The sequence below is a fragment of the Vulcanisaeta sp. JCM 16161 genome (assembly GCF_001316285.1).
In genome coordinates this window covers 195,618-221,550 of sequence record NZ_BBDO01000002.1, presented here as the reverse complement: position 1 = coordinate 221,550, position 25,933 = coordinate 195,618, and the positions used below count along the sequence as shown (strand labels likewise).

At 44.3% G+C, this 25,933-nt stretch carries 29 protein-coding genes, 1 tRNA gene and 6 pseudogenes; 19 read left to right on the top strand and 17 right to left on the bottom strand.

All coding sequences use genetic code 11. The features are described 5' to 3' along the window. Positions 1–9 precede the first annotated feature (9 nt). Positions 10–324 (top strand): hypothetical protein, encoded by a 315-nt coding sequence (locus JCM16161_RS03630; protein WP_054855056.1) that lies wholly within the window; start codon positions 10–12, stop codon positions 322–324. Positions 325–351: 27 nt separating this feature from the next. On the opposite strand, the gene JCM16161_RS14905 is transcribed toward JCM16161_RS03630, so the two are convergent. From JCM16161_RS14905 to JCM16161_RS03620, 4 genes are all read right to left on the bottom strand, one after another. Continuing rightward, positions 352–921: a hypothetical protein gene (locus tag JCM16161_RS14905; protein WP_243669048.1), complete on the bottom strand. Its 570-nt coding sequence runs from the start codon at positions 919–921 to the stop codon at positions 352–354. A 32-nt stretch (positions 922–953) separates the two neighbouring features. Beyond that, positions 954–1,148 carry a hypothetical protein gene (locus JCM16161_RS14900; RefSeq protein WP_243669046.1) on the bottom strand — a complete coding sequence of 65 codons (195 nt, stop codon included), beginning with the start codon at positions 1,146–1,148 and terminating at the stop codon, positions 954–956. Next, positions 1,136–1,807, bottom strand: a complete 672-nt coding sequence (locus JCM16161_RS14895; RefSeq protein WP_243669044.1) for a hypothetical protein — start codon at positions 1,805–1,807, stop codon at positions 1,136–1,138. Before JCM16161_RS14895 ends, JCM16161_RS14900 begins: the two co-directional genes overlap by 13 nt. Positions 1,808–1,891: 84 nt before the next feature. Further along, a complete protein-coding gene (locus tag JCM16161_RS03620; RefSeq protein WP_054855020.1) occupies positions 1,892–2,473 on the bottom strand; it encodes a hypothetical protein in 582 nt (193 codons plus the stop codon). Positions 2,474–2,923: 450 nt separating this feature from the next. Here JCM16161_RS03620 and JCM16161_RS14890 point away from each other — a divergent pair, with 450 nt between their 5' ends. After that, the gene (locus JCM16161_RS14890; protein WP_243669169.1) at positions 2,924–3,241 is read left to right on the top strand and encodes a hypothetical protein; all 318 of its coding nucleotides are present in this window, start codon (positions 2,924–2,926) and stop codon (positions 3,239–3,241) included. Here the strand turns inward: JCM16161_RS14890 and JCM16161_RS03610 are convergent. Then, positions 3,227–5,466 (bottom strand): annotated as a pseudogene (locus JCM16161_RS03610) (CDC48 family AAA ATPase). The gene JCM16161_RS14890 and the pseudogene JCM16161_RS03610 sit on opposite strands and share 15 nt — an antisense overlap. A gap of 138 nt (positions 5,467–5,604) precedes the next feature. Here JCM16161_RS03610 and JCM16161_RS03605 point away from each other — a divergent pair. The 3 genes and pseudogenes from JCM16161_RS03605 to JCM16161_RS14885 all read left to right on the top strand — a co-directional run bounded on the left by JCM16161_RS03605 (position 5,605) and on the right by JCM16161_RS14885 (position 7,884). Further along, a pseudogene (locus JCM16161_RS03605) lies at positions 5,605–6,651 on the top strand (hydroxymethylglutaryl-CoA synthase). A 54-nt stretch (positions 6,652–6,705) separates the two neighbouring features. After that, positions 6,706–6,999 carry a winged helix-turn-helix transcriptional regulator gene (locus JCM16161_RS03600; RefSeq protein ID WP_054855019.1) on the top strand — a complete coding sequence of 98 codons (294 nt, stop codon included), beginning with the start codon at positions 6,706–6,708 and terminating at the stop codon, positions 6,997–6,999. A 547-nt stretch (positions 7,000–7,546) separates the two neighbouring features. Beyond that, a pseudogene (locus JCM16161_RS14885) lies at positions 7,547–7,884 on the top strand (CTP-dependent riboflavin kinase). Between the two features lie 170 nt (positions 7,885–8,054). Here the strand turns inward: JCM16161_RS14885 and JCM16161_RS03590 are convergent. Further along, complete coding sequence (locus JCM16161_RS03590; RefSeq protein ID WP_243669042.1) at positions 8,055–8,465, bottom strand: class II aldolase/adducin family protein; 411 nt, start codon at positions 8,463–8,465, stop codon at positions 8,055–8,057. An 84-nt stretch (positions 8,466–8,549) separates the two neighbouring features. Here JCM16161_RS03590 and JCM16161_RS03585 point away from each other — a divergent pair, with 84 nt between their 5' ends. From JCM16161_RS03585 to JCM16161_RS03580, 3 genes are all read left to right on the top strand, one after another. Further along, positions 8,550–9,149 carry an amidohydrolase family protein gene (locus JCM16161_RS03585; protein WP_243669040.1) on the top strand — a complete coding sequence of 200 codons (600 nt, stop codon included), beginning with the start codon at positions 8,550–8,552 and terminating at the stop codon, positions 9,147–9,149. A 38-nt stretch (positions 9,150–9,187) separates the two neighbouring features. Further along, complete coding sequence (locus JCM16161_RS14880) at positions 9,188–9,418, top strand: hypothetical protein (protein ID WP_243669037.1); 231 nt, start codon at positions 9,188–9,190, stop codon at positions 9,416–9,418. 59 nt (positions 9,419–9,477) lie between these two features. Next, a tRNA-Leu gene (locus tag JCM16161_RS03580) sits at positions 9,478–9,565 on the top strand. 123 nt (positions 9,566–9,688) lie between these two features. Here the strand turns inward: JCM16161_RS03580 and JCM16161_RS03575 are convergent. Then, positions 9,689–9,937, bottom strand: coding sequence for a hypothetical protein (locus JCM16161_RS03575; protein ID WP_054855018.1), 249 nt, complete (start codon positions 9,935–9,937; stop codon positions 9,689–9,691). Between the two features lie 183 nt (positions 9,938–10,120). After that, positions 10,121–11,143 (bottom strand): aminotransferase class I/II-fold pyridoxal phosphate-dependent enzyme, encoded by a 1,023-nt coding sequence (locus JCM16161_RS03570; RefSeq protein WP_054855017.1) that lies wholly within the window; start codon positions 11,141–11,143, stop codon positions 10,121–10,123. Positions 11,144–11,226: 83 nt separating this feature from the next. Here JCM16161_RS03570 and glpK point away from each other — a divergent pair. From glpK to JCM16161_RS03540, 8 genes and pseudogenes are all read left to right on the top strand, one after another. Next, a pseudogene (gene glpK / locus JCM16161_RS03565) lies at positions 11,227–12,803 on the top strand (glycerol kinase GlpK). Between the two features lie 125 nt (positions 12,804–12,928). Continuing rightward, positions 12,929–13,393 (top strand): MFS transporter, encoded by a 465-nt coding sequence (locus JCM16161_RS14875; RefSeq protein ID WP_243669035.1) that lies wholly within the window; start codon positions 12,929–12,931, stop codon positions 13,391–13,393. Next, positions 13,336–13,572, top strand: coding sequence for a hypothetical protein (locus tag JCM16161_RS14870; protein WP_243669033.1), 237 nt, complete (start codon positions 13,336–13,338; stop codon positions 13,570–13,572). Before JCM16161_RS14875 ends, JCM16161_RS14870 begins: the two co-directional genes overlap by 58 nt. After that, positions 13,494–14,344, top strand: a pseudogene (locus tag JCM16161_RS14865) (sugar porter family MFS transporter). The gene JCM16161_RS14870 and the pseudogene JCM16161_RS14865 overlap by 79 nt, the downstream one beginning before the upstream one ends. 42 nt (positions 14,345–14,386) lie before the next feature. Continuing rightward, complete coding sequence (locus JCM16161_RS03555; protein ID WP_054855016.1) at positions 14,387–15,115, top strand: glycerophosphodiester phosphodiesterase; 729 nt, start codon at positions 14,387–14,389, stop codon at positions 15,113–15,115. A 73-nt stretch (positions 15,116–15,188) separates the two neighbouring features. Further along, positions 15,189–16,403 carry an FAD-dependent oxidoreductase gene (locus JCM16161_RS03550; protein WP_243669030.1) on the top strand — a complete coding sequence of 405 codons (1,215 nt, stop codon included), beginning with the start codon at positions 15,189–15,191 and terminating at the stop codon, positions 16,401–16,403. Next, positions 16,403–16,873: a carbon monoxide dehydrogenase gene (locus JCM16161_RS03545; RefSeq protein WP_054855015.1), complete on the top strand. Its 471-nt coding sequence runs from the start codon at positions 16,403–16,405 to the stop codon at positions 16,871–16,873. The genes JCM16161_RS03550 and JCM16161_RS03545 overlap by 1 nt, the downstream gene beginning before the upstream one ends. Before the next feature lie 50 nt (positions 16,874–16,923). Next, complete coding sequence (locus JCM16161_RS03540; RefSeq protein WP_054855014.1) at positions 16,924–17,757, top strand: alpha/beta hydrolase; 834 nt, start codon at positions 16,924–16,926, stop codon at positions 17,755–17,757. On the opposite strand, the gene JCM16161_RS03535 is transcribed toward JCM16161_RS03540, so the two are convergent. Further along, positions 17,731–18,726 carry a Gfo/Idh/MocA family oxidoreductase gene (locus tag JCM16161_RS03535; RefSeq protein ID WP_054855013.1) on the bottom strand — a complete coding sequence of 332 codons (996 nt, stop codon included), beginning with the start codon at positions 18,724–18,726 and terminating at the stop codon, positions 17,731–17,733. The genes JCM16161_RS03540 and JCM16161_RS03535 overlap by 27 nt on opposite strands. A gap of 21 nt (positions 18,727–18,747) precedes the next feature. Further along, positions 18,748–19,323, bottom strand: coding sequence for a flavin reductase family protein (locus JCM16161_RS03530; protein ID WP_054855012.1), 576 nt, complete (start codon positions 19,321–19,323; stop codon positions 18,748–18,750). 130 nt (positions 19,324–19,453) lie between these two features. On the opposite strand from JCM16161_RS03530, the gene JCM16161_RS03525 reads away from it, so the two are divergent. Continuing rightward, the gene (locus JCM16161_RS03525) at positions 19,454–20,074 is read left to right on the top strand and encodes an ATP-binding protein (RefSeq protein WP_243669027.1); all 621 of its coding nucleotides are present in this window, start codon (positions 19,454–19,456) and stop codon (positions 20,072–20,074) included. On the opposite strand, the gene JCM16161_RS14860 is transcribed toward JCM16161_RS03525, so the two are convergent. Together JCM16161_RS14860 and JCM16161_RS14855 are read right to left on the bottom strand one after the other, a co-directional pair. After that, positions 20,069–20,380 (bottom strand): hypothetical protein, encoded by a 312-nt coding sequence (locus JCM16161_RS14860; protein ID WP_243669025.1) that lies wholly within the window; start codon positions 20,378–20,380, stop codon positions 20,069–20,071. The genes JCM16161_RS03525 and JCM16161_RS14860 overlap by 6 nt on opposite strands. A 102-nt stretch (positions 20,381–20,482) precedes the next feature. Then, positions 20,483–21,004, bottom strand: a complete 522-nt coding sequence (locus JCM16161_RS14855; RefSeq protein WP_243669023.1) for a hypothetical protein — start codon at positions 21,002–21,004, stop codon at positions 20,483–20,485. 116 nt (positions 21,005–21,120) lie between these two features. Here JCM16161_RS14855 and JCM16161_RS03515 point away from each other — a divergent pair, with 116 nt between their 5' ends. Next, the gene (locus JCM16161_RS03515; protein ID WP_243669021.1) at positions 21,121–21,954 is read left to right on the top strand and encodes a metallophosphoesterase; all 834 of its coding nucleotides are present in this window, start codon (positions 21,121–21,123) and stop codon (positions 21,952–21,954) included. Positions 21,955–22,169: 215 nt separating this feature from the next. Beyond that, positions 22,170–22,373 (top strand): annotated as a pseudogene (locus tag JCM16161_RS03510) (TRAM domain-containing protein); the annotation flags it as partial. Between the two features lie 130 nt (positions 22,374–22,503). Here the strand turns inward: JCM16161_RS03510 and JCM16161_RS03505 are convergent. The 5 genes from JCM16161_RS03505 to JCM16161_RS03485 all read right to left on the bottom strand — a co-directional run bounded on the left by JCM16161_RS03505 (position 22,504) and on the right by JCM16161_RS03485 (position 25,928). Continuing rightward, on the bottom strand, positions 22,504–23,646 hold the full coding sequence (locus tag JCM16161_RS03505; protein ID WP_054855010.1) for a geranylgeranyl reductase family protein: 1,143 nt from the start codon (positions 23,644–23,646) through the stop codon (positions 22,504–22,506). Positions 23,647–23,716: 70 nt separating this feature from the next. After that, positions 23,717–24,076 carry a hypothetical protein gene (locus JCM16161_RS03500; RefSeq protein WP_054855009.1) on the bottom strand — a complete coding sequence of 120 codons (360 nt, stop codon included), beginning with the start codon at positions 24,074–24,076 and terminating at the stop codon, positions 23,717–23,719. A gap of 14 nt (positions 24,077–24,090) precedes the next feature. Further along, a complete protein-coding gene (locus tag JCM16161_RS03495; protein WP_054855008.1) occupies positions 24,091–24,477 on the bottom strand; it encodes a glycosyltransferase family 2 protein in 387 nt (128 codons plus the stop codon). Between the two features lie 35 nt (positions 24,478–24,512). Next, a complete protein-coding gene (locus tag JCM16161_RS03490; protein WP_054855007.1) occupies positions 24,513–25,256 on the bottom strand; it encodes a glycosyltransferase in 744 nt (247 codons plus the stop codon). Positions 25,257–25,301: 45 nt separating this feature from the next. After that, positions 25,302–25,928 carry a DUF2067 domain-containing protein gene (locus tag JCM16161_RS03485; protein WP_054855006.1) on the bottom strand — a complete coding sequence of 209 codons (627 nt, stop codon included), beginning with the start codon at positions 25,926–25,928 and terminating at the stop codon, positions 25,302–25,304. Between the last annotated feature and the right edge of the window lie 5 nt (positions 25,929–25,933).

The window sequence follows — 25,933 nt, the reverse complement described above, 5'->3', positions numbered from 1 at the left end:
GTGATGATTATGTCCAGGTTGTTGGTGGCGGCTATAGTTCTCGCGGTGGTTGTTTATACGGTTTTACTATCATCACTGGCAGGTACATACCTACCAAGTAAGGGTAATTTTACCCTGGACATTACCGTACTCGTATTAGCGTTAATTAGTTTCTTTACTTCATTCCTATCAATTAAGCAGACCTGGTATGATGTTAACACCGCATATACAGATAGGGAATTAATAATTGGAAAGCTAAAGAGAATTTTAGCATTTTTCTCGCTGGGGCTAAACATTATTAACATTATTTTAGTTTTTGCATACGTACTTATCGTGGTTATTTAAAATAATAATTGAAAAAGAGTATTGTTTTTACTTCTTGATTAAGGCCCTCAATTGATTAAGTTCCTTATCCTTGCTCTCAATAATCTTCATTAGTTCCTCCCTCTCCTTAAGCAATTGCTCGTACTTCTTACGTATATCCTGGCACTCACTCTCAATCTTACTAACCTCCTTCATCTTGCTCTCCAGCTCCTCCCTTTCCCTATCAAGCTTCTCCCTAAGTTCGACCAGGGTGTTCTCCCTAATTATCAACGCCCTCTGATAATTCATCAACTCCCTCTCCTTATCAAGAAGTCTCTTCTCCCAATCCGTGAGCCTCTTCTCCTCCTCAAGAAGCTTCGTCATTAACGGCTCAAGCTTATCCATAAGCTCTCTCCTCCTCTTATTAATCTCCTCATCAAGTCTCTTCAACGTATCCTCCCTCTCCCTGAGCAGGTTCTCTAGGGAGTTGAGCCTATTCTCCTTATCCTTAAGTTCGGTCTCAAGCTTATTCAACGCCTCCTGCCTCTCATTCAACTTCTTCTCAAGCTCCTTAAGCTCAGCCTCCCTCTGAGCTAACTGCTCAAGCCTCTCCTTAATCTCCTGCTCCCTCTTCTCCAACTCCCTAAGCCTTGCATTCTCGGCATCAATCCTTACGGCTCCATCTCAAGCCTCTGCTCACGCGATTTCAACTCCAACTCCCAATCCCTAAGCTTGGCCTCCCTCTCATTAAGTGCCTTCTCCCTCTCGGCCAGGGCCTTCTCCCTATTATCAAGCTCACTAAGTCTCGTTGTTAATTGATTAGAGAGCGTTATGAGCGACGCCATTACATTACTCATCTCAGCCAACTTAGCCCTCTCCTCCTCAAGACCTTCTTATCGCTCTCCAACCTTTGTCTAACCTCCTCAAGGCTCTTCTCCCTAACGGAAACGTCACTCTCTCTCCTACTGATGTCAAGTAGTTTATTCTCTAGGTCCTTCTCCCTATTGAGAACCTCGTTATACACCTTATTCAACTCCGCCAATAAATTACTCAACTTGGATACCTCCGAGACAAGGGCTGATGCCTTATCGACACCGCTCTCAATTTTTGTGTTGAGGTCCTTAACGTTATTATTAATTGATTCCAGGATGGCGGTCGCGCTCGTGAGGCTTTGTTGCATATTACTTGATAATCCCTGAAGCCTATCTAGTAGGTTGTTTATCTTCTCAAGGGCATCAAATAATGAATCCATAAGCTTCTTACTCGTGTCGTTGAATTGATTAACGATAGTATTCATTTGGGCGACTCTACTGGCTATGTCCGTGGTTGATGAGTTTATGACCTTAATGGCATCCTGTAGCGTCTTGTCGTTTCTCTCAACTCCAGTTGAAATTGCTTGAAGGCTTTTCTGCATTTGGTTGGCGCTATTGATTAGGGCTTGGACGTTTTGCTGCAATGCCTGAAGTAGATTACTTATGTCATTAATCCTCTGGTAAAGCTCAGACGTCTCTTTAGACCTGAACACGGTACGTATTTTAAACGGGGGAACTAATATATTTTGCTTTTATTATTCTAAATGAAATTGAACGTAATGAAAAACAACATAAAACTAGGACTTACCAGCGCCCTTACTCAAAACATCCAAAATAACTGACTTAAGCCCCTCAATCGTCTCAGAACTTTTTCTATACTCAGAAATCAACCTAATACCCTGCTCCTCAATAAGCTTCTGTACCTCATTAAGTCTTGTCGCAACATTAGACAATTGATTTGTAATTTCAACGACCTGGTTAATATCGAGGGTCCTGTACTCCTTTAAATCCATGGATACCTTCGCCAGTAAATCCACGGCACTCTCAACCTTACCCTGCAATGACGATATTGAGTCCCTATAGGCAATTAACGATGCCTCAATCCTCGTCAACTCCCTCAATGTGTTTGACAGCATACCTGCCAGCTCAGCCATGCTCTGTGGAGTTATGCCACTAATTAATTCTTGAGCCTTGATTAGACTGGATAGCGACTTCTCAATCTCATTAACCCTACTTTCCAGGTTCTCAACCCTGGCGCCAATGTCTGTTAGATTCCTGGACAGCTGATCAACCTTGCTATTTAGGTTCATAAGTTCCCTGAGAATCCTGGTTATTGGGTCCTCACGTGGAGGTGGGGGCGGCGCTGGGTAATAGCCCATTGCAATTTAACCAAATTAGTAATTACTTAAATATTTATCTTGTGAGAATCAATCAATGACGTACATATCCCCAAGGGCAAAAATACTAAGTAAAAGCATGGGTGAGGATGTCGTAGTACTTGGCCCATCAGTAATCGGCGAGGGCACGATAGTGGAGCCTTCGTTGTTATAGGCCATCCCATTAGATCAAAGCTCATAAGCATAAGGGATAAGGGCTCGGTCATTGAGCAGTTAATGGATGATGTTAGTAATGGTGCTGTAATTGGTAAGAACTGCATTATTAGGAGTAATGTAATTATTTATGAGAATGTGGAGATGGGCGATGGTGTTGAGACAGGGCATAATGCGTTGATCAGGGAGAACACGAGGATTGGTGCAAATACCAGGATTGGGTCTGGGGTCATTATTGATGGGGATACGGTGATTGGTAGTAACGTTAGTATACAGAGCATGGTCTATATACCGAGGGGTACGGTTATCGAGGATAACGTGTTCCTAGGGCCCAATGTCGTGATAACGAATGACAAGTATCCACCAAGTAAGAGACTTGATGGTGTTAAGATTAGGAGAAACGCCGTAATTGGCGCCAATGCGACGTTAATAGCGGGCATTGAGATTGGGGAGAACGCGGTGGTTGCGGCGGGTTCGGTGGTGACTAAGGACGTACCGCCAGGCGTGGTCGTTGCTGGTGTACCCGCTAAGCCAATTTATAGTGTAGATGTATTTATTAGGAAGAGGGTTGAGTATGAAAAATCAGAGACCCCTTAATGTCCTCCTGAGATTCCTAGCCATCTCCTCAAACCTGGCAATGTCCTGCTTAGACAATGATGGCGGAACAACCTTCAGGGCATCCTCAAAGTGCTCAATACCGACGGGCTTAACCTGATTCGTATTACTCCTTATGGTCTCCCTTAGAGCCAACATTGCGGCCTCCCTAACCAACGCCGCTAGGTCAGCCCCGGTATAACCCTCGGTCCTCCTGGCTAGGTCCCTAAGGTATTTATAATTTCCATCCTTAACATCGTCAGCGAGCTTCAAGCCCCTAATGTGGACCTTAAGTATTTCGAACCTCGCATTCTCATCGGGCGGTGGCACATAGACGATCCTATCGAACCTGCCAGGCCTCAATAGCTGGATCTATTATGTCGGCCCTGTTCGTAGCAGCAATAACCACCACATTCTTCAACGGCGCAATCCCATCCATCTCGGCTAGTAATTGATTAACGATCCTATCGGTAGCCCCACTATCAACCCTCAATCCCCTTGCTGGTGCTATTGCGTCTATTTCGTCGAAGAATATTACGCATGGTGCTGCCATTCTTGCTTTTTTTGAATATTTCCCTTATTGCCCTCTCGCTTTCTCCGAACCACTTACTCAGTACTTCAGGTCCGCGAACAGCAATGAAATTAGCATTCGACTCAGTAGCCACAGCCTTAGCCAAAAGCGTCTTACCAGTACCAGGAGGACCAAAAAGAAGAATACCCTTAGGAGGCTCAACGCCAAGTTCCTCGAAGTACCTCGTACTTAAGCGGCCACTCCACCATTTCCTTAAGCTCCTGCTTCACATTATCATAACCACCAATATCATCCCAGTGAACCTCGGGGACCTCGACGATGACCTCCCTAAGCACTGTTGGCTGTATGTACTTCATGGCCTCCAGAAAGTCCCTCATCCTAATCTTAATCCTAGCCAATTGCTCGGGTGGTATCTGTGGTTGATCTAGGTCGATCTCCTTCGTGACGTCTATAGCCTCCCTAAGCCTTATCATTGCAGCCTCCTTAACAAGAGCTGCCAGATCAGCGCCTGTATAACCATGGGTCATTTCAGCAATGGCGTCAATACTCACAACATCATTAGGATCGCATATCTTCTCCTTAACATCGTCCTCAGTACACAGCGGGACATTCCTGGTATGAACCTGTAGTATTTCTTTCCTAGCATTCTTATCAGGCATTCCGATGTAAATTTCTCTGTCGAATCTTCCTGGTCTTCTTAGTGCTGGGTCTACGGCTTCCGGCCTATTCGTGGCACCTATAATAATTACTTGACCTCTTTCTTGTAGTCCATCCATCAATGTGAGCAGCTGAGCAACCACACGCTTCTCTACTTCGCCTGTTACTTCCTCCTCTTTGGTGCTATTGCGTCTATCTCGTCAATGAAGATTATGGCTGGGGCGTTCTTCTTAGCTCCTCAAAAATCTCCCTCAACTTAGCCTCAGATTCCCCGTAGTACTTACTCATTATTTCGGGGCCATTAATCGATATGAAGTAGGCATTAGCCTCTGAAGCCACTGCCTTCGCTAAGAGCGTTTTACCAGTGCCAGGTGGACCAATCAAGAGAACACCCTTAGGAGGCTCAATACCCAAGTGCTTGAATATCTCAGGGTGCCTCAGCGGTAACTCAATCAACTCCCTAATTTTTCTCTTCGCCTCCTCTAAGTCACCAATGTCCTCCCAGGTAACCCTAGGCATCGTTAGTTCCACCTCCCTAACAGGCTCCTCCCTAACCTGAACCTCAGTATCGATGCCCACGTAGGACGCAGGCCCTGGTGTTACGCTCGTCACCATGAATCTAATGGAACCCGTGTAATACGGTATCTCGATAATTGAACCCTTCCAAACGGCTTACCTAATAAGTAAGCCCTCTTCAGATAGTCAGGGTCAACCCTTATGTACTCACCCACTGGCGCTATCGTGACCCTCTGTGCAGACCTTAAATTGGCCTTCCTAACCTTAACAACGTCACCAATACTAACACCGGCATTTTGCCTTAGGACACCATCCATCCTTATGTAGTCCTTATCCTCATCATCGGTGTAGGCAGGCCATACCTGGCATAGGCGCTGCGCTTATTGCCAACAATTTCCACGTACTCACCAGGTTCAATGCCAAGCACCCTCATGTATCGCTGGGGTATCCTAACAATGAGCCTACCAACATCCCTAGTCCTAGCCTCCGCAACCCTAAGACTAACCTCATTATTAGAACCCATGATTAATCCTCACTACTTAATCCCGGGGTCAGCTTATATAATTATCTTCATCTTACCACTTCAGTAGATCAATACCGTGCGTTATCTGTCGAATTCAGCAACGCTAAAAGTTAAATAGGGCATAAAATAACGCGTTCTGTGGGTAAGGTAGGCATTGTTGGCTGGGGCGTCTACATACCAAGGTTCAGAATAAGCACAAAGGAAATAGCTAGGGTTTGGGGTGATGACCCACTAAGGATTAAGGATCTTTACTGGGTTGAGGAGAGGAGTGTTGGTGGTCCTGATGAGGATGCGGTTACGATGGCTGTGGAGGCCTCAAGGAATGCACTGAGGAGGGCGGGTATTGATCCTAGGGAGTTGGGTTCCGTGTTTGTTGGTACTGAGTCGAAGCCTTACGCGGTTAAGCATTGCTTCAATACTCATTGAAGCCCTTGGGATGAAAAAGCAGTCCTTTGCCGTTGACATGGAGTTTGCATGTAAGGCAGGTTCAGACGCCATAGTTAATGCAACAGGCCTTGTCAAGAGTGGCCTTATTAAGTATGGGTTGGCCGTCGGTGTTGATCATAGTCATGGAGAGCCGGGGGATCACCTTGATTACACGGTGTCTGGCGGTGCAGCAGCGTACATCATAGGGTCTGACAATGTTGCTGCCGAGATTGAGCACATATATGCATATAATTCGGATACACCAGACTTCTGGCGTAGGGATGGCATACCATATGCGGTACATGGTGAGTCATTCACGGGCGAGCCCGCGTACTTTAGGCACATCGTGAACGCCGCGAAGGCGCTCATGGAGCCACTGGCCTCAAACCAAGTGACTTTGACTACGCGGTATTTCACCAGCCGAACGCGAGGTTCCCAGTAAGGGTTGCTCAAATGCTTGGTATACCCCTTGAGAAGGTTAAGCTTGGTATTGTGGTTGATAGGATAGGCAATACATACAATGGCGCGGTATTGATAGGGCTTGCAAACATACTTGAGAATGCCAAGCCAGGCTCTAGGATACTCATGGTTTCCTTCGGCAGTGGTGCTGGTTCGAACGCGTTCAGTTTAGTAACCACGGACTTACTACCTGAGAAGGTGGGTAGGGCAAGAACCGTTGGTTATTACCTTGAGAATAAGACCTACATAGACTACGCGCTTTACCTGAGGTTTAGGAACTTAATCAAGGTAATTCAGTAATATCGATTTGTCGGTCTCTTAATCTTTAAAAATGATTAGTTAAAAATCATCGTAATGCCTCGCAAACAGACAGTACGAATCGTGGAGAGGAAGAAGGAAATACTTGAATTATTAATTAAGGAGGGTGAATTACCGACAAACGAGATTGTCAAGAAGACGAACCTAAGCCACAGCCAAGTCTTCTACGCACTAAAGCTCCTTCAGAGGGATGGGTTGATTAGGGAGATTAAGAGGGGTAAGGTGGCTTATTGGAAGGCTGCGGATAATGCCCAGGAGGCCCTTAAGTCGCTTGAGCAGGAGGTTAAGGAGGAGGTCATGGAGGGCGAGGAATCGGCAGAGGGGGCTTAGGCTTTTTAATCTATATAAAAATAGGATAGTTGAGTGATGAGGCGGGCAGAATCCGTAAAAAATGACGAGACTGTCTCACACTGATTACGATGATATACATGGGTCTCATCCCTATTGAGTCAGGTTATCACGATTAGGAGAAAGCGTTAATAAATAGGTTCTTTACGCCAATACGAAGTGTATGGGAAGTACCGTGAGCCGTGCTTCATTAGGAATTGACTATAAGCTTCTCCGAAGAATACCGTACCTAATACTTCTCGTTAAGTATGGGATTAATGATAAGGATTATACTGCGATAAACCTAACGAGACTTGCCAATGATATTGGTACAACGCCTCAGAACGTATTTAAGATAATAAATAGGCTTGCTGAGGAAGGGTTGATAATAAAGTCCACCATTAGTGGCCAATTAGCAATTAAGTTCACGCAAAGGGCCTCTGAGGCACTTCAATTTGTGATTGACACAATTAGGCATTACCTTGATGAGAGGTTAGTGATTAGGCTCGTTGGATACATCGTTTCTGGACTTGGTGAGGGTAGTTTCTACATGAGCCTTGACGGTTATGTCAAGCAGTTCATCGAGAAGCTCGGGTTTAAGCCATACCCTGGAACCTCAATGTTAGGTTAAAGCCCGAATACGTTAAGTATAGGCTCTACCTAGATGCACTGCCCGGCATATACATAGAGGGCTTTAGTAACGGCGTTAGGACCTACGGAGGCGTTAAATGCTTCAGGGCGACAATACAGGGGTTGCCAGGTGCTGTATTGCTAATTGAAAGGACACACCACGGGCCCGACACCATAGAGGTAATATCGCCCTATAAACTAAGGGATAGGCTTAGCCTTAGGGATGGCGATGAGATTGAGGTATTAGTGACTCTGTAAATTTCAATTATTTGGCAAAGCAATTTGAAAGTAACGTTATATATGCGAGGTTTTCAAGGACCTCAGCCCTATTGAGTGCTTCATATGGTGTTGAGCCCACCGTAACCAATCCATGATTCTTTAAAATCACCGCGGTAACATTTCTCCTAGATATCGCCTTACTAACTGCGTCAGCAAGCTCTGCACTTCCTGGCTTTAAATATGGAACTCGGCAATTTCACCAACATACGAAATTGCCTCGCTAAGGGATAGGTCGATCTTAAGCCTGCCCTGGTTAACGCCAATATGTTGGGTGGATGTGTATGAAGTACAAACCTCACATCATCCCTAACCCTGTAAATACCCACGTGCATCCTCCACTCGCTGCTGGGGTTTCCGCCGGATATCACCGTACCATCAAGCCTAATCTTAACAATGCTCTGCGGCTTCATGAGTACCTTCGGCATTGACGTCGGTGTTATCAATACCTCATCACTACTTAGCCTAGCACTTGCATTACCGCCAAGTAGGTCTACGAGCCTCCTTACGTATGCCAACCTAAATATTTCAACAATAATTCTCCTTAGGGATGCCTCATTCATACAAGGGGCGGTATGCTATAGGCATAAAAAAACATACTCTATATACCGCAAAAACGTATAAGCATTAACATAAATCTGTAATTGATGGGCTATATCGACGCTCACACCCACATAGTGTTTAAAGAGACGATAACCGAGGAATTAATGAACTTCGCGTTAAGGGAGTGGGGTGCACCACGTGAAGCCTTAACAATGAGTGTCAAGGACGTCGTCGAGATCCTCGATGATGCGAACATCGATTACGTAGGTGTTATGGCGTATCCATCGAGGAAACTAGGCATTGCCAGGGAGGATTATGCAATAAAGGTTGTGAATGCCGTTAGAGACTATGCCGATAGGTTCGCGATTATAGGGGGTGTGGAGGCCAATGAATTAACAATCGAGGAAACTAGGTACTGGCTTGAGAAACAGTATGAGGCCGGTATTAGCGCGATTAAGGTTCATCCACCGCACATGTGGCTTAAGCCAAATGCCTATAGACCTGAGGAGGGCGGTCTAAAGCAGCTTGAACTTATTTATCAGTTCGCGGAGGACCATGGACTGCCTGTTTATATTCATACAGGCACCAGCGCCTTCTCAAGGGCAAGGAATAAGTATGGAGATCCGATATTCGTTGATGACGTTGCGGTAGACTTCCCAAGGCTAACAATAATAATGTCGCATGTAGCAGGCCAAATTGGGTAGCCACAGCATTTCAATTAATCAGGATAAGGCAAAATATAATGGCTGACCTATCGAGCATACCACCTAGGAGAATCCTTGATTATATACCAAGGCTAATTGAGATAAGTGATAAATCAATATATGGGAGTGATTATCCAGGACCAGGTGTTTATGACATAAAGGCGAACCTACAGGCATTTCTAAACATCCCAATACCGAAGGAGGCAATAAAGAAGATCGTTGATGATAACCCAAGGAAGGTGCTAAAACCATTATCGAGAAATAGATAGGAATGAATGTTTATCAGGGTAATTTAAGGTTTAAAAATCCCGTAGTGAAGATTAGTCCTGCGGGGGTGCCCGAGCCTGGTCAAAGGGGGCGGACTTAAGATCCGCTGGCGAAGGCCTGCGTGGGTTCAAATCCCACCCCCCGCACCAGGAACTGATTTTTCTTTGGTCTGTTTTCATGGCGTGTTCGATGAGTTTCTGCGTAGTTAATGGTTTGGTAATTGCGTGTTTTGGCGATGTTGTTGGGGATTCCGTGATTAACCCTGTCGTTGATTAGGCACCGCATGGTCTAATAACGTGTTTATTCCTAGCCATTGCCTCCCTCTCTGTCATGATTGCTGTGTAATTAATTTCATTATTGCCGTAATAATTCTTAATCATCCGTGGATTCACGGTATTATTAACGCTACCTATTTCATAATGTACATGCCCATATGCAGTATTTAACCAATGAATAATCATCGCCACGGCTATTATCAGTAATGATACAGTTATTGATATGATAATTACCTTTAAGTCCACGGTAATTCCTCACTTGGCCTATTTAAATACCCATTGCACGGAAATGATCACGTCGGAAATCCTCAGTAAAGCTTATTTGACTAATACCTTACATTGATAATGGTTCCCCGCGCCGATAAGACCCGCGAAACCGCGGGCCCGTGAATCGGTACCCGTCGGGTCATGGGGCTCCCCCAGCACAGTTTATCTTCGGCATTTTTCATAAGTCACGTTCATTATTATCTTCATGGCCTCCTCAAAGTCCTCACTACTCACAGACCCTAACCCAACCCTAATGCCATCATCCCTACCGAAGTAATGCCCAGGCACTGTCAGGACATTCCTACTCAATAATTCATTCGCAAGGGATGTTCCTGAAACCCCATTGCACTTAATCCTCATGTATAATATTGGCATGTACTCCACATAACTAATGTCTGCATAATCACGGACATCACCCATCACCCTCCTCATGATATCGACATTCGGTATTATAATACCAAGATTCCTTTCCCTGACCCAGTTCCTATTCCGTATGAGTATTGATGCATACCTCAGGTTTAAGTCAATAACTAATGGGCTAACTAAGTCAATTATTCCATTAATCTCCCTTATCACCCTATCGTCACCGACGACCCAACCAACCTTAAGCTCGCTCATTGTGTAGAACTTTGATGTGCTGAAGGTAAAGACAACATTCTCCGTGGGTAGGTCCCTCAAGTCCCTCTCCACGAACTCCAGGAATATCGAGTCAATAACAGCGTAGGCATTCCTCCTCCTCAACTCATCACTCAATTCCCAAAGCAATTTCTTACTAAGGAACACGCCAAGTGGATTATTTGGATTTGAGAAGAAGAGCGTAGAGCCTTTCTCGATATGGTTAAGCAGCTCAGTCAATGATTCATTAATGCTAAGTTCCACCTGCCTTAAATGAAGAAAACCTGGTAACACCCTAATTGGTTCATACTCAGGTATTACGGTAACCACGCGTTCAACAAGTCCCAACTCCCTTAATGCAGTTAATGCTGCGAAATTACCCTCCTGCGTACCATGCGTAATAGCCAGGTTCTTCCTATCAACACCGTAAACGCTCATTAAATCCTCCATGAAATTACCTACCTCACCAAGCTTTACCACATCATCCAGCGGTATTGGCTTAACACCGCTGCTCGACACGTCATACCTAGCCCTGTGGGTTCTCAGCCATGTGAAGTGCCCAATCTCCACGATTTGGGTAACATCGCTCCTTAATTAATAAGCAATATCCACATCGGGTTAATCCTAAAATACGGTGTATTAATTGTTAAGTCATGACGCACGAAAAGAGGTTTGTATTAGTCATTGACCAGGGAACCACCGGTACGAGGGCAGCATTGATTTCCCAGGACGGCTCAATAATAGGCTATGCATATCACGAGCATGCCCAGATCTACCCCAAACCTGCCTGGGTCGAGCATAATCCGCTGGAGATTTGGGAGAAGACCAGGCTCGTGATTAAGGAGGTCCTTGAATTCGCAAGGGTTGACCCGAGGGAAATAGCGGCGATTGGAGTTACTAATCAGCGTGAGACCACGGTTATTTGGGATCCAAGGAATGGACAACCGGTCTACAACGCCATTGTCTGGCAGGACAGAAGGACATCATCTATGGTTGACTACTTAAAGCAGAATTACCTGGGTGTGATCCAGGAGAGGACAGGCCTCGTTCCAGACGCTTATTTCTCTGGGTCAAAGATTTGGTGGCTCCTTGATAATGTACCTGGACTTAGGGACAGAGCCAAGAAAGGCGAGGTGGTCTTTGGCACTATCGATACCTGGTTAATTTGGAACCTAACTAGGGGTAATAAGGATGTATTAACACCCGAGAGAGGCGGTGCACATGTTACTGACTATAGCAATGCATCCAGGACCATGATATTTAACATCCATAAGCTTGACTGGGATGATGAGTTACTCGAGATTGAAGGTAAGATACCCAGGGACATACTACCCTTACCAAGGCCATCGAGCGATAGTAGGATATATGGTTATACGGGCCCAGAGGTCTCTCAAATACTTGGTGGCGTGAGTGTTCCGGTTTGTGGCGATGCCGGTGATCAACAGGCGGCTCTCTTTGGGCAGGCTGGTTTTGAGGTTGGTGAGGTTAAGTCGACCTACGGCACCGGCAACTTCATACTGATGAATATTGGGGACTCGCCGGTAAGGTCTAAGGCGAATTTATTGACTACGGTTTATTATTCCATTGAGGAGGGTAAGGCTATGTACGCGCTTGAGGGTAGCATATTCATAACTGGAGCGGCGGTGCAGTGGTTGAGGGATGGTCTTAAGATAATAGAGGTTTCTGACGAGATAGAGCATTGGCAGCCTCAGCCCCTGATACCGGTGGCGTTTACTTCGTACCAGCGTTCACGGGACTTGGTGCGCCGTATTGGGACCAACATGCCCGTGGGCTTATAATAGGCATTACGCGTGGTACGGAGAGGAAGCACATTGCCAGGGCTGTCCTTGAGGCAATAGCGTACCTAAATAGGGATGTTCTTGAGGCCATGATGAGCGACACGGGGATTAAAATACCGAGGATCAAGGTCGATGGTGGCGCCGCTAGGAATAACTTCCTAATGCAGTTCCAGGCCGACATAACGGGTATTGAGGTCTGGAGACCTGTCATATTTGAAACAACATCGCTGGGTGCGGCTTACCTGGCTGGTTTAGCAGTTGGTCTTTGGAAAAACCTAGATGAAATTGCCAGGAACTGGAAATTGGATAGGGTATTTAAGCCGAGGATGGACATAGAAACGAGAGAGCGGTTGTACAGGGGCTGGAGGGCAGCCGTACAGAGAGCCCTGGGCTGGGCTAAGGAGGTCCCGTGGCCTATGGATTATAGGTGAAACATAAGGAATAATATATAGTCATAATATATTTATTAATAGTAAAAATATTTTACGAAAAAAATAATAATAAATTAAATATATAAAGGCAATACTTAAAAATAATGTTCATCGGCCGCCTTTATATGAACATTCAGAAGTTGCCTAAAAGAAGTACATATACGGTTTTATCAGCAATGGATTACTTCTTAGATGGGTATGATCTTAGCGTGATCAGTGTTTTCACTTACGCTCTTCTTCAGTTTAAGTTTTGGCATTATACTAGTTTAGAACTTGGCTTCGTGAGTGGGGCCGCGTTATTAGGTGCTATGGTTGGTGCGATAATATTCGGTCATTACTCTGACAGACTTGGGCGTAGGTACTTATATGTTTGGGATTTATTGTTTTTCGTAATATTTGCCGTACTCAGTGCGGTTGCTAACGATATTATTCAATTAATTATTTTTAGATTCTTTGTTGGTTGGGGCGTTGGTGCTGATTATTCCTTAAGCCCCGTGTATGCTACTGAGATGTACCAACGGGTAGGAGGGGTATGGGCTATGGCTGGGTTTGGTCCTTCTGGAGTATTGGAGCTCTGGTTTCCTTCTTAATCGGGTATTATCTCTATATTTGGAATCCCATTATTGGGTGGCGCTGGGCTCTTGGCCTTGGCGCCATACCAGCACTAATTACTGTAGTGCTAAGGCTAGCATGCCCGAGTCTTCGAGATGGAGAGTCGCCGTACAGGGTACTGAGGATGCTGTTACAGAGGCAAAGAGACTTTCTGTAGTTACCGGCTTAACTGAGGAGGAATTGAGTAAATTAATAGAAATTGAGAGGAAATTAATGGATCAGGTAAGACCAGGTGATTGGCGCTGGCTATTCAAGGGTGATTTTGCTAAGAGGACGGCAATTGTGTGGACGCAATGGATACTATATGATATTGGTTCTTACGGTTTTGGATTATACGCACCTGCAATACTTGCGATGCTCGGGTTCAAGGGGGCGCTGGCAATACTTCTTTCATCATTGCTATACATACCTGGCTTCTTAGGAGCTTTAGGGGCTGCATTTCTGAATGATGTTTGGGGTAGGAGGAAGTTGCAGTTAATTGGTTTTGGTGGTTCTGCCTTGGCATGTTATTCGTCGCCTTAGCCGCCATTTGGCAGAGCGCGTTTACATTATTGGCATTAATTATTGGTGTTATAGGGCTTATACTATGATATGGTATTGGTAACCTGGGTCCAGGAAATACGATGGGGCTTTACGCAATTGAGTTATTCCCAACAAAGTTAAGATCTACATCAATGGGCTCCGCAACTGCGATAACGAGATTCGTATCGTTCTTAAGCGCCTTTGAGTTCCCATACATTGCTTTAGCCATCGGTAAGTTAACATTCTTTGAGTTCCTATTTGCAGTAACATTTATCGCGTTTATCTTCACGATATTCTTCACGCCAGAGACTAAGGGCATTCCCCTTGAGTTGATAGCCATAGCCAGAACTAGAGCACCAAGCCTACATCCAAGACTTGAGATTCCAGGTGTTGAAAGGCATCAGTAATGTTTAATTACTGTAATCGCTTTAAGTTAAAACGATAAAGATATGGTTTTGGTCTTTGGGCATAGGGGCGCCATGGGTTATGCCCCTGAGAATACGTTGCCCTCGTTTAGGATGGCCATTGACATGGGTGTTGATGGTGTTGAGCTTGATGTTCACATGACTAGGGATGGTGAGGTCGTGGTTATTCATGACTTCACGGTTGATAGGACGACAAACGGTAGCGGCTTTGTTAAGGACTTAACCCTGGCGGAGATTAAGAAACTCGACGCTAGTGCCAGGTTTGGTGGTAAGTGGCGTGGTGTTGCTATTCCAACACTTGAGGAGGTATTTAGGGAGTTTGGTAGGAGGATTAAGTATAAGGTTGAGATTAAGCGTGGTAGTGATTACTACCCTGGCATTGAGAAGAAGGTTGTTGAGTTAATTAGGAAGTACGGTGTGGATGCTCAAATAATTTCCTTCGATTTTGATGCCCTGAGCAACGTCAGGGCTGTTGATGGGGACATAGAGATTGGCATAATATTTATCGGTAGGATTAACTGGTTCATAGACATTGCTAAGAAATTGAATGCACAATGGCTTCATGCATCCCACGACCTAATCGATGAGAGGGGCATTGAAATGGCACATAGGCTTGGTCTAAAGGTTGGTGCCTGGACTGTGAATGATGAGGAGGAGGCAAAGCGTCTCGTCGATATGGGCATTGATGACATTACTAGTAATTATCCGGACAGGATTTTACGAGTTGTTAAGACCAGTAAGGTGACTTGGTAATGGAGTTTGACGTAGCCGTGATCGGCGGTGGGGTTAACGGCGTATTTACAGCGTTGGATCTAGCCTTAGGGGATTGAAGGTTATACTCCTTGAAAGAGGGGTCATTGGTGGTGGCACGTCGGGTAAAATGCATGGTCTGCTACATAGTGGTGCTAGGTACGTGGTCACGGATCCAAAGGCCGCTGTTGAGTGTGCGGAGGAGAATAGGGTCGTTGCCAGGATAGCTCCTCACGCGGTTGATGATACTGGTGGTTACTTCGTGGCGATTACGAAGGATGACCTGGACTTCCAGGAGGAGTTCGTTAGTAGTTTAAGGAGGGCTAACATTGATTATAGGATTGTCGACGTTAAAGAAGCAATTAGGGAGGAGCCTAACCTAAATCCTGAGGTTAAGGCGGTGATTGAGGTTCCTGATAAGGTAGTCTATGCGAGGGAATTACTAATGAGTGCGGCTATATCGGCATACATTGAAGGTGCATTGATAATTCAGGGTGCCGAGGTCGTGGGCTTCGATATTAACAATAACGAGATAACGAGTGTGAAGGTTAAGGATAATGTTAAGGGTGATGTTAAGCATGTTAATGCAAGGGTTTTTGTTAATGCGGCTGGTCCCTGGGCTGGGCGTATTGCTAGTATGGCTGGTATAAGCGTTGATATAATGCCCACGATGGGCGTTATGGTGGTTTATAGGCATAGATTAACGAGGAGGGTCATTAATAGGATGAGACCTCCATCAGATGGTGACATATTAGTGCCGTATGGTTCAGCATCGATTATGGGAACCACGGCAGTAATCATAGAGGATCCAGACAACCTAACAATAGCTAAGGATGACATTGATTTTCTAACGTCAGAGGGTTCTCAAATGGTCCCTGCATTAGCGAGGGAACCCATTGTTAGGGCCTACGCATCTGTTAGGCCGTTAATAAGTATACCGGGGGCTACTGGGAGGGAGGCCACCAGGGACTTCATGGTTGTTAGGCATGATAAGCCAGGGAACCTCGTCTCGGTCATCGGCGGCAAGTTCACAACGGGTAGGTTGGTCGGCGAGAAACTTGCTGATGAGGTTTCCAAGGTACTGGGTGTTAATAAGGCATCAATGACCAGGAATTACACATTGTTTGGATCTGACTTAAGTATTAATATTAAGGATTTGGATCAGGAGGTGGTGTCAATTATCAAGTCATTTAGGGGAAGCATTGATGAGGAGAGGGGCTTAATAGCGTCATTATCGTTAATACTCCAACACGTTGCCCATAGGAGTAGGTCATTGATTGGGTGGTCCTGATGTCGAGCGAGTTACATTATAGTGGTTCATTTACAGTAGGCAAGTCACCAATTGATGTCCTAAACTTCATAACCGATTTGCCTAGGGCAATAACCTGTATACCCAATATCATTAGTTATGAGGTGCTTAGTAAGGATAGGGTTAGGGCCAGGTTTAGGGTTGACCTGGGTAATGAGGTTCCCATTGCCGAGTTGAGGAGGATAACCACGGACGCGACCATTGAATTAATTAGTCAGTTAGGTAACGAGGTTAGGTATAGGGTTGATGGTAGGGCCGCGGGTAGCGCAATAGGCGTTTTACTGGCCATAAGGGTTAATGAGTTGGGTGATGGTTCTCGAATTGATTGGGACGCCACCGCAAGCCTGGGCAGGTTACTTCAGATGATGAGCAGGTTTGTAAGCATTGACTCATTGGTTAAGAGGATTTCTGAGGATACTATTCATGGATTTATAGAATGCCTATTGAGGTAAGTAGTTTATGTATTTCGTAAGCTTAAAAGCAGGTAGTATAGGCTATATTCATGACTCAGAGGATTGAGGATAGGATTTCACTGAGCACGGGCATTAATGCGTATTATAGGTGTTGGTTAGCAGATAAACCACTGGGTCTCGTGATTGGGGTTCACGGTTTCGCAGAGCATGGCGGTAGGTATAATGACTTCGGTAATTACCTATCAAGCAATGGATACTCACTGTGCATGCAGGACCTGAGGGGTCATGGATTAACGGCGAGTCCCAAGGACCTTGGTTACGTAGATAACTTCGACCTATTCCTAAATGACCTGGAGGAGTTCATCGAGTTAATGCTCAAGAGGACAGGCTTCAACTCGGCATTCCTACTTGGGCATTCAATGGGTGGCTTAATAGTGCTTCACTACCTAGGTAGGATTGGTAGGGGGATTCGCGCTGCGGTGACGAGTGGAGCCGCCGCGATAGTCGATGTTGGCGCTGGTTCCTGGTTCATGCTATCATTACTCAATGCATTATCACCAAGGTATAGACTAAACCTACCGATAAACCCTGAGTTCCTGACCCATGATAAGAGGGTCGTTGAGGAATACGTGAGGGACCCCCTCGTCTTTAAAAAGCCAACTGTCAGGATCCTGTATGAGCTTGTTAGGGCATCAAGGAATGTTTGGAAGTATGTCGATAATATATCGGTACCCATAATGATGATGCATGGTGGTGAGGATAGGGTGGTACCACCAAGGGCTACCCAGGAAGTATTCAGTAGGTTGAGGGTTAGTGATAAGGCTATGAAGATCTATGATGGGATGTACCACGAAATACTAAATGAGTTGAATAGGGAGGTGGTTTATAGGGACGTGCTAGATTGGTTGAAAACCCACACCTAACTCACCGCAACTCCTATAGGCGTCCAGTACGGCCCTTAAATCACGTAATGCGACCTCAGGAGGCATCGGCAAGTCGGTATTGTTGATAACGGCCTGTATGAATGATTCAATTTCCCGTTCAATAACATTGACTTTCTCAACAATTATCTTCTCCTGCTTACCATCACTGCTAATTAATAAGTCACCATACGGCTTGCCAGGAACTCGACTGCTCGGGTCCTCCATTATAAATCCCCTTTCGCCATAAACCTCAAAGACCGGAGCATTGTCACCACCTGGTGCAGACCAGGAATAAAGCAAAATGCCCAAGGCCCCGCTCTTAAACCTAAACATTGATGCGCTCACGTCTTCACCCTCAAGTCCGGAAAAGCCTCGCATGCACATAGATTTAACCTCGGTATAGTCACCGCCAAGGTTGAGTAAGGTATCGACGTAGTGAATACCACCATCGATAAGCGCACCACCACCCATCAACTCCCTAACCCTTCTCCAACCACTTGGTGAATTAAACTGAAGCTTCCTAACAATAATCATCGAGATCCTACCTAACTTACCCATGAGTTCCTTGGCCTTCCATACTGACGGATCGAAATAATGATTCTCAAGGACCATGAATTTCCTACCACTGGACCTAGCAACATTGATTATGCTCATTGCCTCCTCGATGGTCCTTGCTATTGGTTTCTCGAGCATCACGTGCTTACCAGCCTCAAGTGCTGCTATGCTCATGGGCATGTGGGCATCGTGACTAACCACTAGGTCCACAATATCAATGTCAGACCTTAGGACATCGCTGTACTTCGTGAAATAACCACTCGCATCATACTCTCTATAGCAGTCCCTGGCGTAATCCTCGGTTCTACTGAACACGTAGATCTCCAGCCCATACTTATCACGTAATTTCGACATTGCATTTAGATGGACTCTGCCAAAACCCCTACATCCAACAACCGCGATTTTAAGGGTCATTAAAGAGGCCGATACGCATTGCTATTTAATGTATTTCTTGGCAAACACCTTCCTTGGATCAACCCTGTGAAACACCCTGCCAGCCCCGTGAAGTGGTATGTTCGTCTTACTAAAGTCTATACTCCACTCATCGGCAATCCCCGGTTTAACCTTAACCTTTAACACTTTAAACACGAATAATGTGCTCTCACCAACATCAATCCTATTAATGACTCTAGTCTCATACACGGCAATGGCGTCTCTCCAGGTCGGTACCCTAACGAGGTCGCTCGGTATTAATTGGATATTGAATTCCCTTATCTTATCCACGTCCCTACCCGAGACAGAGCCGAGTTGGTAAATCAAGTCGACATGGTCAATACTTAGTACATTAATTGTGGCCTCCGGGTGATAATTAAGGCATTGGTATGTGAATGTCTCCCTGTAAATAGCCACGCCAATCGTTGGTGGTTCCTCGGATAATGGCGAATTCCAGCTGGCCGGCATTATGTTCGTTCTATCGCCAGGGCATAAAGTAATCAGTAGTATTGTCGGTCTTGGATGTAGGAGTCTATAGAACGCACCCTTATACTCTATGAATGACACGCATAGAGACATTACGGTACTTAAAAACCTAGTTCCTCACCTACATGGTGGTATTACCCATGTATTCTCCCATGCATTATCAATTATTGTAAATATATGGTAATTTTATTTCGTGAAACAGCACTAGTTGATGTATGATTACGTGATTAACTGTGGAAGAACTAATGAGGATTCGTTAGTTGGTTCATCAATTAGGGAGGTCATTAATTGGGCGGTGGGTAAGGTTATGGGTAATGAGAGGGCGTTGGTAATAATGGGTGAGTCTGGTAGTGGTAAGACCACGGTGTTAATAGCAATAATGAATAGACTGAGAAGGTTAAGAATACCCGTGGCCTACGTAAATACGTATAACGAGCTCGGGCTTAGGTCAGTAAAGCTTATTGACTGCCATAATGATTTAAATGCAAGGGTTCTTCTCATTGATGATATTGATGCTGCATTCACAATACCCAGGATGGCCCAGGGCTTTATTAATAAAGTTCTTGGGTTTAACGGTACGGTAATTACCACATTAACGATACCACTACTCGTGGGAAATGACCTGGAGGTCCTCGAGCCATTAATAAAATTCCTACACTCAGCGCCAAGGATGATCATTGAATATCACGATGACGACCTGAGACTCTTTGCCCAAAGAATTGGTATTAAATATGTAAAGCCGGCAATGAGGACGCCCGGTATGTTGTTGAGGAACTTTAGGAAAATGAGTAATGGCAACTCAGCAATTGGTGATGTGCTTAATGATGGTAATGTCGTGCTATAGTATTCCTCGAAACTCCTCCTTAGTCCTCTCAATAAGCATTCCCGAGCAATCAAGTATGTTCGTACTACCCAGATCAATTAGGTTTATGCCAATGCCATTCATCTTAAAGATCTCAAGGTCAATCCAACTTATTTTAAGGAGGCCAGGGTTAATACTGCCCTGAATAGTCGTCGCCGTGAGTGCATGCTCACCATTTATTGAATACTCAACAATGCCATTCTTCTCATCAAACTTAACGTCAAAGTACTCTCTAAGTGTGTCGAGGTCTTCCTTTAGTACATAAGCCTTAATGTAGGTATCACCCAACTTATTGGTACTTATTAAGTACTCTGCGGTGTCGGTATTCGTGGGTACTATTCAAGCCCTTGGTCAGGAGGTATATGTATGTGTCGGCAAGTACGTCAAGGCCTAAATGGTTGGATTTATCACGAAGTATATTGGCAGTGTTATTAAGCTCTCCACAACTATGCTCGTTGGATTCTCAAACACCTTCTCAAGGGGTATTAACGACTCGCTATCAATACTCCTTATCTTAACATCAATACCGTACTTCCTCATTAACGACTTATCGAGATAGGCAACCCTCTCGCCTTCACGTATTGTCTTATCCTTACACGTCACGGTGAGTACGCCCTCATTGGAACTTATTGATATACAGTCATTAAATTCCGCGTACTTAATATTGTCGATTGGCCAATTATTTATCTTCGCCAAATCAGCCAGTAAGGCTACTGAGTCCTCACCAATTATGTAGTCCATGTTCTTACCATCAACCCTGTAATCATAGGCATTGTACGGGTATAGGTTAATAATATCCTCAGTACTTAACGACATTATTGAGCCCTCCTTAATCGCCTTAACTATGAAGGCTTCCTTAACCATATCACCAACAATCCTCTTAATCCTCACTAGGATCTCAAGCGCATTCATTTAATTAATGATTGAAATTAAAAAATTTAAAAACTTATCAACTGATTTTAATCATCACTACGTTATCAACCAAGTCCCTGAACCCAAGTATAACTTATTTAAATTCACATTAACTAATGCTATACGTGGACATCTTAACAATTAAGGAATTCCTTAAGGAGCACATTGATAAGCTATATAACGAGTTCAGCGCCTATGAGCCGTTACTTAGGATTACGACTAGTAAGGCTGTGGTGGTTGGGGATCTTCATGGAGATGTCAACACACTACTGCGAATAATAGAAAGGTTCCCGCCAGACAATTGGATGTACATAATGCTTGGAGATTACGTAGATAGGGGCGAACATCAGATAGAAACGTTGTACCTTGCATTAAGACTATTTCTTGAACATAAGGCTGTGTTATTGAGGGGTAATCATGAATCGCCATTGACAAATTACGAATATGGCTTTTACATGGAGTTGCTAAGGAAGTTTGGACCGTATGACGGCGACTCAATCTATGATAGGCTAAAGGAATTATTCTCGCAAATGCCTATAGCGGCAATACTGAATGAAAAATACTTCCTGGTACATGGTGGTTTACCCATAAATAATATTAGTATTGATAACATAGCTAAGCTGCCAAAGCCTGATGAGATCCCAAACAATGAGGTAACATTTCAGTTGTTGTGGAATGATCCATCAGATGACGTTAAATACTATGAACCAAACATCATTAGAGGACCGGGCACTTATGTATTTGGACCAGCATTAACCGAGAGCTTCCTTAATAGTGGTGGGTTGAAGATGATTATTCGGGGGCATGAATACACACCGCAGGGTTATAAATGGAATCATGGGGGTAAGGTACTCACGGTATTCTCGTCGAGGGCAGGCCCATATAGTGATACGAGGCCTCACGTGGTGGTTCTCGACAATGATTCATTAAATATTGTCGATGTTTCATAGTCATGTCATGCATTAATTAATAATTAATCGCTCAGTCTGGGGCTTGGCTCAGTCATGGGTCCTAATCAGAGGTGGTCATCACGCATATTACCAATTAATGAGGTGGTTTAAATATTAATTGCCTTAGAATGATTTATAAAGGGGTCTTTCTCCATTAATGCTGTAAGGCGGTTACTACGTCCGAGTCCGAAAGACCGAGAAGGAGAAACTTCCAAAGAGGCAGGGGTAGAGGCCCAAGAGGTCCTAAGCCGGTGAATGTTGGTGATGTAATAGAGGTAAACATAGTTGAGACATCTAAGAGAGGCGATGGCATAGCTAGGGTGAAGGGCTTTGTGATCTTTGTACCCAATACTAAGCCAGGGGATAAGGTTAAGGTTAAGATAACAAAGATCGGTAGAACATACGCAGTGGCCGAGGTCACGCAGGAAGGGACTCAATCTACAACGCAGAAAACCGCTAAGGAGGGTACGGAAGAGGAAACCGGGACCGAAGAATTCGAAGAGGAATCCGAAGAATAACGCGTTTCTCCACAATTTTACTAAATTAAAATTACCCGTTTAGTATCCCCCTAAGTATTAACTGAGGCCCCTTTAATACCGAGAACTTAACCATAGACATAGGTACCTGGTAATACCAAGTATCCCCTCGCATTATTTTCCTAACCAAGTTCCTAGTACCTGATACGGCAAACGCACTTACCCCAAGTCTCCCCATAACCAGGTGATCAATTCCATACGTACCCAGCGATAGGTAATACGCAATTGATAAGTTTTTGATCAATGGCTTAATAACCCCCAGGTAATTATTCATAAACTCTGTTGGATTGATTGAATGTCTCAGGGTTAATGCTGCCAACGCACCACTATACATCGCGTAGAAGATGCCCTCACCCGTGGTTGGGTCAGCAAGCCCAGCTGCATCACCAACCAGGGCTACTCGCCTGGAGACTAATTTATCGCGGGCTTTAATTGGTATAGGGTGGCCACGTATCTCACCTCCTCGTAATCCAAGATCACCTACATACTTAATTAATTGAGCCTTGTAATCACCCCAATGTATTGAGCCAATACCAGCATCGTACTCCTCATCACCCCGTGGAAATACCCATGAGTAACCCCACTTAATCCTTGACATATCTATTAGACATACGTCACTTAGGTAATCACCGCGCGCTATAGTCATGAATGCCATAGCCGTATTCCTCCTAATGTCATTACCCAGCTGCTTTGCTATTACGGAATTGGCGCCATCAGCCGCGATCACGTATTTACCAGTATACGTATTGTCTGTACCGACAACATTAACGTAATCCTCATGAACATCAACCCTAATAACCCTATCAACAGCGTACTCAGCGCCCATTTCCAGGGCATTAGATAGTAGGTAATTATCGAACTCATCCCTGGAGACCACACTTATTATCGGTTCATTATCGGTCAATAGGAAGGATCCAGCATTATTAATAACAACAACTCTCCTGCAGGTATCCCTAATTATACCATCTAAATCAATACCAAGACCCCTCAATAAAGCTATGGACTTCTGCGTTAAACCACCCCCGCAGGGCTTAATCCTTGGGAATCGGAACCTATCTAATACCAATACCCTTAAACCGAGCCTTGCGGCTACGTATGCGGCAATCGAACCCGATGGGCCGGCACCAACTACTATTACATCATATGTATTAGTCATGCTTATCCAAAATAAAAATAAATAAAAATAATGATACTTTAATTCATATACCCTCCACTATTTTATCTAATCATCTACGCGGAATCACTAGTCGGAATCCGTATAAAAGGATAATTAGTATGCTGGCTATGTAAAACATTGTTAGTAATTGATTATTTAATATCAGCACTATCATTACGGTAATCAGCATTAGGATAATCGATAATTCATGAATTAAATCCCTCAGGAATGAGTACTTATGGATCAAGTAACCCTTTGGCGTTGGTACCCACTCCCACTCATCTATTATTAATGATTCTATTGAATATATGAGCATTGGGAATGACATTAATGCAGTGAGTAGTGTGGATTTCGCGGCGTTCACCAGGAAATCCCACGTCCTATAACCAATATCATTACTAATTAACCATAGTACTATGGTCAATGGCAATATAATAACGGCATTTAATACCTCAAGGAGTAATATAGCATTGGTGGAATTAAAACGCCAATTACCGAGAGTATTACGGTTGCGAGTATTGATAATGCAGCGAAGGACATACTTGGGAACTGAAGCATCCAGAGCACGCCATCGACCTTTTCCCACATTGAGACATCATTACTCATGAGTAGTAACCTTAAGTTATGCTTCATATTCCAAATACTATTAAATAACCACCTACTGAATTGCTTCTTAAATGCTAAATACGTATTTGGTACCTCGCTATAAACATCGGCATCAATCAACCCAATTCTGTAACCCTTTGATCTCAACCTTATGCTTAGGTCAAGGTCCTCACCGGTGCACTCACAGAATCCATTAATGGATTCAAGGACCCTTCTCCAAATCACCAGGTTATTCCCAGTTATGGCTGGAAAACCACCACTTAGGAATCTACCCTAATGAAGATTTCGTTGTATACATCATACATGAACTTCAGGAGTCTTGAAATAGAATTATCAATTGTATAATAACCCTTCCATACCGCGGTGACCGCGTCATAACCACCTAATAATGCGCCAACAGCCTTTAATAGGTAATCGCTCGGCATTACGGTGTCAACATCAAACACGGCAATTACATCACCCCTCGCGTATTTAATGCCGTAGTTAAGGGCACCGCCCTTATAACCCCTGGCAATCGCCCTGCGTATTATTTTAACGTTTATACCCAGCCTACTCACAATTGGCGCTATTATCCTAGTGAGACTGCTTACGTAGTACTCAGGGTCATCACTTATAAACAGCACCTCAAGTAATTCCTTAGGGTAGTTAAGCGATGCTATGGTTTGTAGGCTTCGTTCTATGGTTAGGAAATCCTCGTTCTTAATAGGTATTAGTATCGATATGAATGGTAAATCACGTACCTTAACCATCCCTAACAAATAATTATTATGGTTACGCATCTTCATATACCCCAAACTCGTTATGCCATACCTAACTAGTACGACTAATTGCACTAGGCTTAGCACTAACATGGCTATTGTTATCACATACGTTATTAAGAGTATCGTCATGGCCATTGGCGTTAACGGCCTTGTTATGACCCCCCAGGGGTATTGATTCATTATGTACTGCTGGATTAACTGCTTAGTCAATTCCTTAATCTCGATATATTCGTTACCGCTCATTATGTAATGCCAATTACTGATTAAGACCCTTAATTTGCGTTTCTCTCACCTATTTACGAGCTCCTGAAGCTTCAATAATGCATGCCTATAATCCATGGAAAGAACGAGCAATTCAGTATCACCATACCTCGATAACAAGCCCCTGCTAAGCAACTCCCTAATACTGTCCTTAACGTCCTTACCCATCAATAACGCATAAAGCGCAATTATCCTCTTAGCCTGCGCCGAAACCTCCGCATCAATTAATTCACCATATATCCTGGAAATTTCCTCAGCAAGATTTACTAAATCCTCAAGCTTAATGTCGCTCATAACCCTTATCTTAGAGCCGTCTAATTCGGCATTCACGCCCTTAATATGTAGTAAGTCAATTATTAAGTCAATGGGTATTGCAGCGTTGAGCCTAGCCTTACTAAGTATTAGTGATACGTCATAAGCACGGGCGCCGAACTTACCCCTCATCAACTTAATATCATTGTACACACGCTTAATCTCCATTGAGTAAAGCTCAACCTCATGGGGCTCACCCTGTATTGAAACCCAAACCCTAATGCCGCTGCCCGTGTCATACCGAATAAGTAATTCCCTACTCTTAATCTTGCTGGTGAGCATTTCCATGAATGTTAATGCCTCATCCATATTATTAAATGTAAATACAAACTCCCTACGCACTACTG